This window comes from Streptomyces monticola (genome assembly GCF_042665355.1).
Taxonomy (GTDB): domain Bacteria; phylum Actinomycetota; class Actinomycetes; order Streptomycetales; family Streptomycetaceae; genus Streptomyces; species Streptomyces monticola.
In genome coordinates this window covers 331422-344181 of record NZ_JBHTCF010000005.1, presented here as the reverse complement: position 1 = coordinate 344181, position 12760 = coordinate 331422, and the positions used below count along the sequence as shown (strand labels likewise).

The 12760-nt window shown below is 69.5% G+C and carries 10 protein-coding genes; all 10 read right to left on the bottom strand.

Annotation, left to right across the window (positions count from 1 at the left end):
* Nucleotides 1-34: 34 nt before the first annotated feature.
* On the bottom strand, nucleotides 35-1960 hold the full coding sequence (locus ACFQVC_RS15155; RefSeq protein WP_381830905.1) for a TIGR03960 family B12-binding radical SAM protein: 1926 nt from the start codon (nucleotides 1958-1960) through the stop codon (nucleotides 35-37).
* Between the two features lie 95 nt (nucleotides 1961-2055).
* On the bottom strand, nucleotides 2056-3573 hold the full coding sequence (locus tag ACFQVC_RS15150) for a CYTH and CHAD domain-containing protein (RefSeq protein ID WP_381830904.1): 1518 nt from the start codon (nucleotides 3571-3573) through the stop codon (nucleotides 2056-2058).
* A gap of 56 nt (nucleotides 3574-3629) precedes the next feature.
* The gene (gene rodA / locus ACFQVC_RS15145; RefSeq protein ID WP_381830903.1) at nucleotides 3630-4820 is read right to left on the bottom strand and encodes a rod shape-determining protein RodA; all 1191 of its coding nucleotides are present in this window, start codon (nucleotides 4818-4820) and stop codon (nucleotides 3630-3632) included.
* The gene (mrdA, locus tag ACFQVC_RS15140) at nucleotides 4820-7000 is read right to left on the bottom strand and encodes a penicillin-binding protein 2 (RefSeq protein ID WP_381830902.1); all 2181 of its coding nucleotides are present in this window, start codon (nucleotides 6998-7000) and stop codon (nucleotides 4820-4822) included. The genes rodA and mrdA overlap by 1 nt, the downstream gene beginning before the upstream one ends.
* A 68-nt stretch (nucleotides 7001-7068) precedes the next feature.
* On the bottom strand, nucleotides 7069-7743 hold the full coding sequence (mreD, locus tag ACFQVC_RS15135) for a rod shape-determining protein MreD (RefSeq protein ID WP_381830901.1): 675 nt from the start codon (nucleotides 7741-7743) through the stop codon (nucleotides 7069-7071).
* Nucleotides 7744-7748: 5 nt separating this feature from the next.
* On the bottom strand, nucleotides 7749-8741 hold the full coding sequence (mreC, locus tag ACFQVC_RS15130) for a rod shape-determining protein MreC (RefSeq protein ID WP_381830900.1): 993 nt from the start codon (nucleotides 8739-8741) through the stop codon (nucleotides 7749-7751).
* A 167-nt stretch (nucleotides 8742-8908) separates the two neighbouring features.
* Nucleotides 8909-9928, bottom strand: coding sequence for a rod shape-determining protein (locus tag ACFQVC_RS15125; RefSeq protein WP_381831060.1), 1020 nt, complete (start codon nucleotides 9926-9928; stop codon nucleotides 8909-8911).
* A gap of 334 nt (nucleotides 9929-10262) precedes the next feature.
* Complete coding sequence (gene ndk, locus ACFQVC_RS15120; RefSeq protein ID WP_381830899.1) at nucleotides 10263-10676, bottom strand: nucleoside-diphosphate kinase; 414 nt, start codon at nucleotides 10674-10676, stop codon at nucleotides 10263-10265.
* A 103-nt stretch (nucleotides 10677-10779) separates the two neighbouring features.
* Nucleotides 10780-11112: a DUF4233 domain-containing protein gene (locus ACFQVC_RS15115; protein ID WP_381830898.1), complete on the bottom strand. Its 333-nt coding sequence runs from the start codon at nucleotides 11110-11112 to the stop codon at nucleotides 10780-10782.
* A 6-nt stretch (nucleotides 11113-11118) separates the two neighbouring features.
* A complete protein-coding gene (folC, locus tag ACFQVC_RS15110) occupies nucleotides 11119-12675 on the bottom strand; it encodes a bifunctional tetrahydrofolate synthase/dihydrofolate synthase (protein WP_381830897.1) in 1557 nt (518 codons plus the stop codon).
* Nucleotides 12676-12760 lie beyond the last annotated feature (85 nt).

The following is a 12760-nucleotide window of genomic DNA, read 5'->3' as shown; positions in this document are numbered from 1 at the left end:
GTGCCGGGGCGCGTGAACGCCCCGGCGCGCGGGGCTACTTGACCACGGTGAGCGGCAGCAGCTTCTTGCCCGTGGGGCCGATCTGGATCTGGGTGTCCATCTGGGGGCACACCCCGCAGTCGAAGCACGGGGTCCAGCGGCAGTCGTCGACCTCGGTCTCGTCGAGCGAGTCCTGCCAGTCCTCCCAGAGCCAGTCCTTGTCGAGGCCGGAGTCCAGGTGGTCCCAGGGCAGAACCTCTTCGTAGGTGCGCTCGCGGGTCGTGTACCAGTCGACGTCCACACCGAACTCGGGCAGCGTCTTGGCGGCGCAGGCCATCCAGCGGTCGTACGAGAAGTGCTCGCGCCAGCCGTCGAAGCGGCCGCCGTCCTCGTAGACGGCCCGGATGACCGAGCCGATACGGCGGTCACCGCGGGAGAGGAGGCCTTCCACGATGCCGGGCTTGCCGTCGTGGTAGCGGAAGCCGATGGAGCGGCCGTACTTCTTGTCGCCGCGGATCTTGTCCCGGAGCTTCTCCAGACGGGCGTCGGTCTCCTCGGCGGAGAGCTGCGGGGCCCACTGGAACGGGGTGTGCGGCTTCGGGACGAAGCCGCCGATGGAGACCGTGGCGCGGATGTCGTTCTTGCCGGAGACCTCACGGCCCTTCTGGATCACGGCGGTTGCCATGTCCGCGATCTGCAGCACGTCCTCGTCGGTCTCCGTGGGCAGACCGCACATGAAGTACAGCTTCACCTGGCGCCAGCCGTTGCCGTACGCCGTCGCGACCGTCCTGATCAGGTCCTCTTCGGAGACCATCTTGTTGATGACCTTGCGCATCCGCTCGCTGCCGCCCTCGGGAGCGAAGGTGAGGCCCGAGCGGCGGCCGTTGCGGGTGAGTTCATTGGCCAGGTCGACGTTGAAGGCGTCCACGCGGGTGGAGGGCAGCGAGAGGCCGATCTTGTCTTCCTCGTAGCGGTCCGCGAGGCCCTTGGCGATGTCACCGATCTCGGTGTGGTCGGCGGAGGACAGGGACAGCAGGCCGACCTCCTCGAAGCCCGTCGCCTTCAGGCCCTTCTCGACCATGTCGCCGATACCGGTGATCGAGCGCTCCCGCACCGGGCGCGTGATCATGCCGGCCTGGCAGAACCGGCAGCCGCGCGTGCAGCCGCGGAAGATCTCCACCGACATCCGCTCGTGCACCGTCTCGGCGAGCGGGACCAGGGGCTGCTTGGGATACGGCCACTCGTCCAGGTCCATGACCGTGTGCTTGGACACGCGCCACGGCACACCGGACTTGTTGGGTACGACGCGGCCGATGCGGCCGTCGGGCAGGTACTCGACGTCGTAGAAGCGCGGGATGTAGACCGAGCCGGTCCTGGCGAGGCGGAAGAGGATCTCCTCGCGGCCGCCGGGGCGGCCCTCCGCCTTCCAGGCGCGGATGATCTCGGTCATGTCGAGCACGGCCTGCTCGCCGTCACCGATGATCGCCGCGTCGATGAAGTCGGCGATCGGCTCCGGGTTGAACGCGGCGTGGCCGCCGGCCAGGACGATCGGGTCGTCCAGGGTGCGGTCCTTGGCCTCCAGCGGGATGTCCGCGAGTTCCAGGGCCGCGAGCATGTTGGTGTACCCGAGCTCGGTGGAGAAGCTGAGTCCGAAGACGTCGAAGGCCTTCACCGGGCGGTGGCTGTCGACGGTGAACTGCGGGACCTTGTGCTCGCGCATCAGCGCTTCCAGGTCCGGCCAGACGCTGTAGGTGCGCTCGGCGAGGACGCCCTCGCGCTCGTTCAGTACCTCGTAGAGGATCATGACGCCCTGGTTGGGCAGACCGACCTCGTAGGCGTCCGGGTACATCAGGGCCCAGCGGACGTCGCAGGAGTCCCACTCTTTAACGGTGGAGTTCAGCTCACCGCCGACGTACTGAATGGGCTTCTGCACGTGCGGGAGCAGAGCCTCAAGCTGAGGGAAGACGGACTCGGCAGGCATCGCGAAACCTTCGTGAGCTGGCAGGGGTGACCCTCAAGCCTAACCCGTTTCGCCTAGGCCCTCCGCGCCGTGCAGGTCAGCCGCCTTCTGCCACGTCAGGCGAGGTCCGCCGCGTACCGCGGGTGCTTCTGAGGGCTCAGGCCCGGCAGCTCGCGCTCGCAGTCCGCCGCCCGCAGCTCCTCGCGGCCGTAGAGCAGTCCGTACGTGAAGGCGCTCTCGCCCGCCGCGTGTGCCTGGGCGGCCAGATCGCGCAGGGCCAGGCGGCACATCACGCTGTCCTGGTGCTCGCCGAGCAGGCCCTGCAGCTCCTTCGCATGGCCGGCCAGGCGCTTCGCGGGCTTGCCCAGAGCGGGCGTCGCCGCCTCCGCCGCGTACCGGGTGCGCTTGGCCTTCTTGCGGGCCTCGTGCATGGCGAGGTCACGGTCGGTGCCGGGGGCCGCGTCGAGGGCCTGGGCCACGAGCTCCGCCAGGCGGTCGTAATCGCGCAGAACGGCCTTCGCCAGGATGCCCTGCGGGGGCTCGGCCGCGGCGGCGCGCAGCGGCGGGTCCGCGAGCAGCGCATCCAGGGTGTCGAGCACCGCGAGATAGCGCCGGCCGTCGAGCACGGCGATCAGATGGCGGCGCGAACCACTGCGCCGGGCCGCCGACCAGGTCCTGAGGCGGCCCCGCACGGGACCGGTGACCAGCGCCCGCGGCAGTTCGCCGAGCGCTGCCTGGATGCGCTCGGTGAGCACCTCGCGGTCCCGGTCCACGCCCAGTTCCCCGGCCAGCCACTTCAGCTCGTCGCCGATGGGGTCGGTGACACCGCGGTCGAGGACCTTGCGGTACGAGCGGAACGCGCTGCGCAGGCGGCGGGTGGCGACCCGCATCTGGTGCACGGAGTCGGGCTCGTCGCTGCGGACGGCCGGGTCGAGCGCGACGATCGCATCGCGCTGGGCACGCAGATAGGCGAGGACGTGGTCGCCCGCGGTGACCGGCTTCGGAGCCCTGGCCGAGCGCGCCTTGCGCGGCTTCGCGCCGGTCTCGGCGAGCGCCCTGGCCAGCTTTGACGCCGATCCCGCGGGGGCGACACCGGCCTTGCGCAGCCGCTTCTCGACCTTGTCGAGGAAGGCGGGGTCCCGGCCGTCGGCGAGCTCCACCTCGATCTCGGTCCACTCGGCGCTGCCTTCGCCGCCGTTGAGCCGGTCGGCGCGTACGGCGTCCACGCTGACCTCGGCGAGCAGGGCACCGTCGGCGTCGACGAGATGGCGCACGTCGCGGGCGGAGCGCAGCCGCACCACGGGCAGGAGCTCGGCGTCGCGCACCCGGGACCGTACGAGACCGGCGAGGGCGCGCGGCACCTGGGCGGAGAGCGGCGCGTGCACCTCGTCGCGGACGCCGTCGGAGACCGGGAGCTTCAGATGCCAGCCCGCGTCGTCACCGCCGGTGCGGCGGCGCAGGGTGCGAGCGGACGCGGCGAGCCGGAGGTCGGCGGTGTCGTAGTAGGTGGCGTCGAGGTCGACGACACCCTTGTCCAGGACGGCCGCGACGCCGCCGACCTTGCTCAGGTCGGGCAGGGCTAGGCCCTCGGTGGCTTCGTACTTCCGCTCGATCTCGCGCTTCGTCTCCGCCATGAACCGAATTTAGTCGCGAAAGGCGGCCCTGGGCAGCCCTTGGCGTGCAGTTCCTCCTACGCGGACATCGGGCGCTGCACCCGGATCGACTGGAGCAGCCCGATGGCGATCCAGACCGCGAACATCGATGTACCGCCGTAGGACACAAAGGGCAGCGGGAGGCCCGCCACCGGCATGATGCCGAGGGTCATCCCGATGTTCTCGAAGGACTGGAAGGCGAACCAGGCGATGATCCCGGCGGCGACGATCGTGCCGTACAGCTCGGTCGTCTCGCGGGCGATCCGGCAGGCCCGCCAAAGCACGACACCGAGCAGCAGGAGGATCAACCCGGCGCCCAGGAAGCCGAGTTCCTCACCGGCGACGGTGAAGATGAAGTCGGTCTGCTGCTCGGGCACGAACTGGCCCGTGGTCTGTGAGCCGTCGCCGAGCCCGGCGCCCGTCAGTCCGCCGGAGCCGATGGCGATACGGGCCTGGTTGGTGTTGTAGCCGACGCCTGCCGGGTCGAGGGCGGGGTTGGCGAAGGCCGCGAAGCGGGCGATCTGGTAGTCGTCGAGGAGTCCCAGCTGCCAGACCGCGACGGCGCCCGCGGCACCGGTGCCGAGCAGCCCGAACACCCAGCGGTTGGAGGCGCCGGAGGCGAGCAGCACACCGAGGACGATGACGGCCATCACCATGACCGAGCCGAGGTCCGGCATCAGCATCGTGATCATTATCGGGACGACGGCAAGGCCGAGGGCCTGCAGGACGGTGCGCTGGTCGGGGTGCGCCCGGTCGCCCGCGTCGACACGGGCCGCGAGCAGCATCGCCATCCCCAGGATGATCGTGATCTTCACGAACTCCGAGGGCTGCAGGGAGAGTCCGCCGATGTTGATCCAGGCGTGCGCGCCGTTGATGGTCGCGCCGAGCGGGGTCAGCACGAGCAGCACCAGGAAGACCGAGACGCCGTACAGGATCGGCACCGCGGTGCGCAGGGTGCGGTGGCCGAGCCAGATGGTGCCGGCCATCAGGGCGAGGCCGATGCCGACGTTGAGGATGTGCTTGACCACGTAGGAGTACGGGTCGTCGCCGACCAGCTCGGTGCGGTTGCGGGTCGCCGAGTAGACGAGCGCCGAGCCGATCAGGGAGAGCGCGAGCGCGGACAGGAGCAGCGGCCAGTCGAGCCGACGCGTGACGGCGTCACGGGCGAACAGCTTGGCCCAGATGCCGCGTTCGGGTCCGTATCCGGAGACGGAGAAGCCGCCTGCCATCAGTCACGCCTTCCTGAAGCTGGAGCGGGGACGGCGGCCGCGAGCTCCTGCGGGGCGGGCGGCTCCTCCTTCTGCGGCTCGTACGGCTTGATCGTGGGTGCGTCGATCGAACCGTCCGGCTCGATCTTCGGCAGCGATGCCTCCGGCTTGGGCAGGAGTGCCTTCTTCGGGTCCTGCTTGCCCTTGGCGTCCAGGCCGTACATGGCGTCGTAGATCTTGCGGACCGCGGGGCCCGAGGCACCGGAGCCGGTGCCTCCCTGGGAGATGGTCATGATGACCGTGTAGTCGTCGGTGTACGTCGCGAACCACGAGGTGGTCTGCTTGCCGTAGACCTCGGCGGTACCCGTCTTGGCGTGCATCGGAATCTTGTCCTGCGGCCAGCCGCCGAAGCGCCAGGCGGCGGTACCGCGGGTCGCGACATCCGCGAGGGCACCGTCTATGTCGTCGCGCAGCTTCTTGTCCATGGGCAGCTTGCCGTGCGGCCTGGGCTTGATCTCCTCGGTGTGCTTGCCGTCGGGGCTGATGATCGCCTTGCCGACGGACGGGTCGTACATGGTGCCGCCGTTGGAGATCGCCGAGTAGATCGTGGCCATCTGGATCGGGGTGACGAGGGTGTCGCCCTGGCCGATGGAGTAGTTGACGGAGTCACCGGCGCGCATCTTCATGCCTTCGAGGCAGTTCTCGTACGCGATGCGCTCGGCGTATTCGCCGCCCTTCTTGCCGGTCTTGCACCAGGAGTCCTTGTTGGCGTCCCAGTAGTCCTTCTTCCACTGGCGGTCCGGGACCCGGCCCTTGACCTCGTTGGGCAGGTCGATGCCGGTCTCCTTGCCGAGGCCGAACTCATGGGCGGTGCGGTAGAACCAGTCCTTGGTGTCCTTCTTCGGCTTGTTGCCGCCGTCCTTGTTCCACTGGTCGTGGGAGAGCTTGTAGAAGACGGTGTCACAGGAGACTTCGAGGGCCTGGCCGAGGGTGATGGAGCCGTGCCCCTTGGACTCGAAGTTCTTGAAGGTCTGGCCGCCGATGGAGTACGAACTCGGGCACGGGTAGCGGTCGTTGAACTTGTAGCCCGCGTTGACCGCGGCCGCCGTGGGGATCACCTTGAAGATGGAGCCGGGGGCGGCCTGGCCCTGGATGGCGCGGTTGAGCAGCGGAAAGTTGGACTTCTTGCCGGTGAGCTGGGCGTAGTCCTTGCCGGAGATGCCGCCGACCCAGGCATTGGGGTCGTAGTCCGGGTTGGAGGCCATGGAGATGATGCGGCCGGTCTTGGACTCCATGACGACGACGGCGCCCGCGTCGGCCTTGTAGTTCTCGCCGGTGTTCTTGTCGAACTCCTTGCGGGCGGCCTTCATCGCCTCGTTGAGCTCGTACTCGGCGACGCGCTGCACCCGGGCGTCGATGCTGGTGACGACGTTGGCGCCGGGCCGCGCGGGGTCGCTCTGGGTCTTGCCCATGACCCGGCCGAGCTTGTCGACCTCGTAGGCCGTCACACCTGCCTTGCCGCGCAGCTGCTTGTCGTAGGTGCGCTCCAGGCCGGAGCGGCCCACCGAGTCCGAGCGCAGATACGGCGACGAGGTGTCCTTGGCCGCCTGGATCTCCGCGTCGGTGACGGGCGAGAGATAGCCGAGCACCTGGGAGGTCTGGGCGCCGCCGGGTGCGGCGTAGCGGCGCACCGCCGTGGGTTCCGCGGTGATGCCGGGGAAGTCCTCGGCGCGCTCACGGATCTGCAGGGCCTGCTTGGGAGTCGCCTCGTCGGTGATCGGGATGGGCTGGTAGGGCGAGCCGTTCCAGCAGGGCTGCGGGGTCTTGGCGTCACAGAGGCGGACCTTGTCGCCGACCTCCTTGGGCGTCATGCCGAGGACGTCGGCGAGCCGGGTGAGGACGGCGTCGCCGTCGTCCTTCATCTTCATCAGCTCGGTGCGGGACGCGGAGACCACGAGCCGGGTCTGGTTGTCGGCGAGCGGCACCCCGCGGGCGTCGAGGATCGAGCCCCGTACGGCGGGGTCGACGACACGCTGCACATGGTTGCCGTTGGCCTCGTCGGCGTACTCCTCGCCATTGCGGACCTGCAGGTACCAGAGGCGGCCGCCGAGGGTGAGCAGGAGCGAGAAGACGAGTACCTGGATGATGATGAGGCGGATCTGCACCCGTGGCGTGCGCCCGGTCTCGGGAATGTTGGTCACGCCTGCCCCCTCTCAGTCGTGTACGGAAGACGAACGCGGCGTCCGCGCCGGGGAGTCGGGCATCGCGGTCACAGGCGCTTGACCCCCTTGATCCGGCCGGCCCTGGCCACCTTGGCCTTGGCCGCCTTCATCCGCAGGCCGCCGCCGCGCTGGCTGCCGATGCGCAGGCCGGTGCCGGCGGAGAGCCAGCCGGAGGAGACATCGCTCGCCTTGCCGCCGGAGCCGGACTCGGCGAGCGGGTCGTTCTCGGCGCGTCTGGCCAGGGCCATGATCGCGGGTACGGCGAAGGGGGCGAGCAGCAGGTCGTAGAGCGTCGCGGTGAACAGCAGGCTGCCGAGGCCCACATGGCGGGCCGCGGTGTCGCCGACGAGGGCGCCCACTCCCGCGTACAGCAGGGTCGAGCCGATGGCGGCGCCGACGACCACGGCCATCGGCCCGGTCGCGGAGCGGACCTGTCCCGACTCGGGCTTCATCAGGCCCGCGAGATAGCCGATGACGCACAGGACGAGCGCATAACGCCCGGCGGCGTGGTCGGCGGGCGGTGCGAGGTCGGAGAGCAGGCCGGCGCCGAAGCCGACGAGGGCGCCGCCGACATGGCCGTACACCAGGGCCAGGCCGAGGACGGTGAGCAGCACCAAGTCCGGTACGGCGCCCGGCAGATGGAGCCGGGCGAGCACGCTGACCTGGATCACGAGCGCGACGACCACCAAAGTGGTGGACAGGAGCATCCGGTTGAAACGCATGGGCCTTACTCCTGGTCGTCCTGAGGCTGCTGGCCGTCGCCGCCCGCCGGGGGCGCCTGCCCGTCCTGGCCCTCGCCTTCCTGGCCGGGGGCGGGCGGGGTGACGGTTACGGTCACCGTGGGCGTCGGCTTGGGCTTGGCCGGCTCGGGGAGCACCTTGTCGCGCGGGTCGGTGCGGGGTGCTTCGACGACGACGCCGACGATGTCGAGCTTGCTGAAGCCGACGTACGGCTTGAGGTAGACGGTGCGGGTGAGGTCGCCGCCGGAGGGGTCGACCTTGACGACCTCGCCGATGGGCACGCCCGGCACGAACGGCTTGTCGGCCTGGGAGCCGAAGGTGACCATGCGGTCGCCCTTCTTGACCTTGGCCTTGCCGTTGAGCATCTGCACGGCGAGGTCCTGGTCGCCCTGGCCGGTGGCGAAGCCCAGCTCGTCGGATTTCTCCATCCGGGTGCCGACGGTGAAGTCCGGGTCGTTGGCGAGCAGCACGGTCGCCGTGTTCGGGCCGACCGTGGTGACACGGCCGACGAGCCCCTCGCTGTTGAGCACGGTCATATCGCGCTTGAGGCCGTCATTGGCGCCGGCGTCGATGGTGACGGTCCAGGAGAAGCCCTGCGCGGCTCCTATGGCGATGACTTCGGCGCCCTTGATGCCGTACTGGCCGGCGCCGGCCTTCTTCAGGAGCTGGTCGAGCTGGCGGACCCGGCTGCGGTTGCGGTCGTCGCTGCCGAGCTTGGCCTTCAGCGCGGCGTTCTCCCGCTCGAGTTGGCCGATCCGGCCGTGCCGCTCGTCGGAGTCGCGGACCGCGGAGATGGCGTTGCCGAGCGGATTGACCGCTGCCGATACGCCGTTCTCCACGGGCCCGAAGACCGTCGCGGCGGCCTGTCGGGCGCCGTCGACCGGAGACTCCTCGCCACCTCGGATATCCACCGTGATCAGTGCGAACGCGATGGCGATCAGCAGCACCAGGAGCAGCCGGCTCTCTCGTGTGTCCCTCACGTGCGGCGGCCGTGCCTTCCTCGTCGGAATGGGTTGTGCCTCTTGCGTATACGGCGCCTGCGGGGGCGCGCTTCTTGTCGGGCCTGGCCCTGCCGGGCTTATGCCTCTATATCAACGATCCGCCGTACGAAGTGGCAGCTCCGTACGGCGGATGTTTTGGAATTACGTCATCTGCGCGGCGACGAGTCGAGCACCTGCTGCAGGGCCTCGAACTCCTCCACGCACTTGCCGGAGCCGAGCGCCACGGAGTCGAGCGGGTCCTCCGCGATGTGGATCGGCATACCGGTCTCACGGCGGAGCCGCTCGTCCAGGCCGCGCAGCAGGGCGCCGCCGCCGGTGAGCACGATGCCCCGGTCCATGACGTCGCCGGACAGCTCCGGCGGGCACTTGTCGAGGGTGGTCTTGACCGCGTCCACGATCGCGTTGACCGGCTCCTCGATGGCCTTGCGGACCTCGGCCGCGGAGATGACGACCGTCTTGGGGAGTCCGCTGACCAGGTCGCGGCCGCGGATCTCGGTGTGCTCGTCGGAGTCCATGTCGTAGGCGGACCCGATGGTGATCTTGATCTGCTCGGCGGTGCGCTCGCCGAGGAGGAGGCTGTACTCCTTCTTGATGTGCTGAATGATCGCGTTGTCCAGCTCGTCGCCCGCGACGCGGATGGACTGTGCCGTGACGATTCCGCCCAGGGAGATGACGGCGACCTCGGTGGTGCCGCCGCCGATGTCCACCACCATGTTGCCCGTGGCCTCGTGGACCGGGAGGCCGGAGCCGATGGCCGCGGCCATGGGCTCCTCGATGATGTGCACCTGGCGGGCGCCGGCCTGGGTGGAGGCCTCGATGACCGCGCGGCGCTCGACGCCCGTGATGCCGGAGGGGACACAGACGACCACGCGCGGCCGGGCGAGGTACCGGCGCTTGTGGATCTTGAGGATGAAGTAGCGGAGCATCCGCTCGGTGATCTCGAAGTCGGCGATGACGCCGTCCTTGAGCGGGCGGACCGCGACGATGTTGCCAGGGGTGCGGCCGATCATCTTCTTCGCCTCAGCACCGACCGCGAGGATGCCACCCGTGTTCGTGTTGATGGCGACGACGGACGGTTCGTTGAGTACGATGCCGCGGCCCCTGACGTACACCAGCGTGTTGGCGGTCCCGAGGTCGACAGCCATGTCCCGGCCGATGAACGACATGTTGGTTCCCATCAGGAGCGTCTGGCCTTCCCAAAGTGGAGCGTTGATGGCTGGTTAGGTCGGCGAGTGGGTGCTGTGGCGTGGAGGCTTCCATCGTAGTCTCGCCTGCACGGACACGGCGCGAGGGTCTCCGCCATTGTCAGCAGATGATTCGCCGCCCCGCTAATGGGGACGAGCCGACGGAAGGATGCGTTCCCCCAATCGGCTTGCATATGCCAAGGGGTGACCGCGAAATTCACGGCCACCCCTGGTCATGGACCCTGCTGCCCTGACGGCCCGTCAGGAAAATCCATTGTGTCCCCTCCGGCCCGTGGGCCGCCGATCCGGTGGCCGGTCAGGCCACCGAGGGGAAGAAGATCTTCAGCTCGCGCTCGGCGGACTCCTCCGAGTCCGAGGCGTGGATCAGGTTCTCGCGCACGATGGTGCCGAAGTCGCCGCGGATGGAACCCGGCGCCGCGGCAATCGGGTCGGTGGGCCCGGCGAGCGCGCGGACACCCTCGATGACCCGCTCGCCCTCGACCACCAGGGCGACGACGGGGCCGGAGGCCATGAACTCCACCAGCGGCTCGTAGAAAGGCTTGCCCTTGTGCTCGCCGTAGTGCTGCTCCAGGACGTCCTGGCTCAGGGTGCGCAGCTCCAGCGCGCTGATGGTCCAGTTCGCCTTGCGCTCGATACGGCCGATGATCTCGCCGATCAGACCACGGCGTACGGCGTCGGGCTTGAGCAGGACGAGGGTGCGCTGGCTCACGGTGTCGGCTCCTTGCAGTAAAACGTCGGTGAGCGGGTGCACAGAGGTTACAGGGCACCGAGCGGTGCTGGTTACGCAGCGTCAGGCGCTGGCGCAAGCCCCTTCACGCCTGCGCCGCGAACCGTGCCTTCGCCTCGTCGACCTTGCGGCCGAAGTGCACCGAGCACCACCACAAGCCCGCGAAGCAGGCCCCCAGGAAGAACATCGTGGGCACTACGAAGCCGGATGCGATCAGGCCGATCTGCAGGGCCCAGCCGAGCTGCACCCCGCCCGGCCGGGTGATCATTCCGCAGAGCAGCACCGACAGGGCCATGGCGATGCCGCAGACCGTCCACACCGTGGACGTCGACAGGTCCGGGTCCTTCATCGCGACCAGACCGGCGAAGCCGATGATGAAGAACTCGCCGATCAAAGTGGACGCACAGAGCGTACGCATGGAAAGTCAGCCCCTCCCCAGGAGCAGTCGGGCCTCGCCGACGGTGATGACGGAACCGGTGACGAGGACGCCGCCGCCCGCGTACTCCCCCTCTTCCTCTGCCAGGGTGATCGCGGCCTCGATGGCGTCGTCGAGACGGGGCTCGACCTGGACGCGCTCGTCGCCGAAGACCTCGACGGCGACGGCGGCAAGGGCGTCCGCGTCCATCGCGCGGTGGCTGGAGTTCTGCGTGACGACGATCTCCGTGAAGATCGGCTCGAAGGCCTCCAGGAGTCCGCGCACATCCTTGTCGCCGCTCGCGCCGACCACGCCGATGAGCCGGCTGAAGCCGAAGACCTCGCCGACCGCGTCGGCGGCCGCGCGGGCGCCCGCCGGATTGTGCGCGGCGTCCAGGACGACGGTCGGGGACTGCCGGACGACCTCCAGGCGGCCCGGCGAGACGACGGAGGCGAAGGCCTTGCGCACGGTCTCCGCGTCCAGCGGCTCGGTGCGCTGGGCACCGACACCGAAGAACGCCTCGACCGCGGCCAGGGCCACTGCCGCGTTGTGCGCCTGGTGCGCGCCGTGCAGCGGCAGGAACACATCCGTGTACTCGGTGGCGGGGCCGCCGAGGCCGCGCAGGGTGAGCAGCTGGCCGCCGACGGCGACCTGCCGGGAGACCACGCCGAACTCCATGCCCTCGCGCGCCACCGTGGCATTGACCTCGACGGCCTTCTTCAGGAGCACCTGCGCGGCGTCCACCGGCTGCTGGGCCAGGATCACCGTCGCGTCCTGCTTGATCACGCCGGCCTTCTCGGTCGCGATCTCACCGGGGGTCTTGCCCAGGCGGTCCGTGTGGTCCAGGTCGATCGGGGTGACCACGGCGACATCCGCGTCGATCACGTTCGTCGCGTCCCAGCTGCCGCCCATGCCGACCTCCACGACGGCCACATCGGCCGGGGCGTCCGCGAAGGCGGCGTACGCCATGCCGGTGAGGACCTCGAAGAAGGAAAGGCGGTACTCCTGCTGTGCGTCGACCATCTCCACGTACGGCTTGATGTCCTGGTACGTCTCGATGAAGCGCTCGGCGCTCATGGGGGCGCCGTCCAGGCTGATCCGCTCGGTGATCGACTGGACGTGCGGTGAGGTGTAACGCCCGGTGCGCAGCTCGAAGGCGCCGAGCAGGGCCTCGATCATGCGGGCCGTGGACGTCTTGCCGTTGGTGCCGGTCAGATGGATCGAGGGGTACGCGCGCTGCGGGTCGCCGAGCACATCCATCAGGGCCTGGATACGGGCGACCGACGGCTCCAGCTTGGTCTCGCCCCAGCGCGTGGCGAGGTCGGCCTCCACCTCGCGCAGGGCCTTGTCCACCTCGGGGTCGGCGGGGCGGGCCGGGACATCGGCCTGCGGCGGCGCCGACTGGGCGCGCAGGGTGCGACTGCCGGCCTCGATCACCGCGAGGTCGGGGTCTCGGTCTGTCTCGGCCTCGACGATGTCCTGGAAGGCGTCGGGCTCATCGGACGCGTCGAAGGGCTCTGGCTCGTTGTCGTCGCTCGGGCTGCCGTGCGGGGGGAGGTCGCTCACGTACGCCAGTCTACGGAGAGGGGGTGACAGGACCTTCGACCCGCCCGGTTCGGGACCTTCGCCCGGCCCTTCCGCAGAAACACCC

What these genes read in the sequence shown, in the direction of transcription:
- mreD (WP_381830901.1), bottom strand. Translation starts at nt 7,743, where the DNA reads ATGCGTTTCAACCGGATGCTCCTGTCCACCACTTTGGTGGTCGTCGCG.
- ACFQVC_RS15155 (WP_381830905.1), bottom strand. Translation starts at nt 1,960, where the DNA reads ATGCCTGCCGAGTCCGTCTTCCCTCAGCTTGAGGCTCTGCTCCCGCAC.
- rodA (WP_381830903.1), bottom strand. Translation starts at nt 4,820, where the DNA reads ATGGCAGGCGGCTTCTCCGTCTCCGGATACGGACCCGAACGCGGCATC.
- ACFQVC_RS15150 (WP_381830904.1), bottom strand. Translation starts at nt 3,573, where the DNA reads ATGGCGGAGACGAAGCGCGAGATCGAGCGGAAGTACGAAGCCACCGAG.
- ACFQVC_RS15115 (WP_381830898.1), bottom strand. Translation starts at nt 11,112, where the DNA reads ATGCGTACGCTCTGTGCGTCCACTTTGATCGGCGAGTTCTTCATCATC.
- ACFQVC_RS15125 (WP_381831060.1), bottom strand. Translation starts at nt 9,928, where the DNA reads ATGTCGTTCATCGGCCGGGACATGGCTGTCGACCTCGGGACCGCCAAC.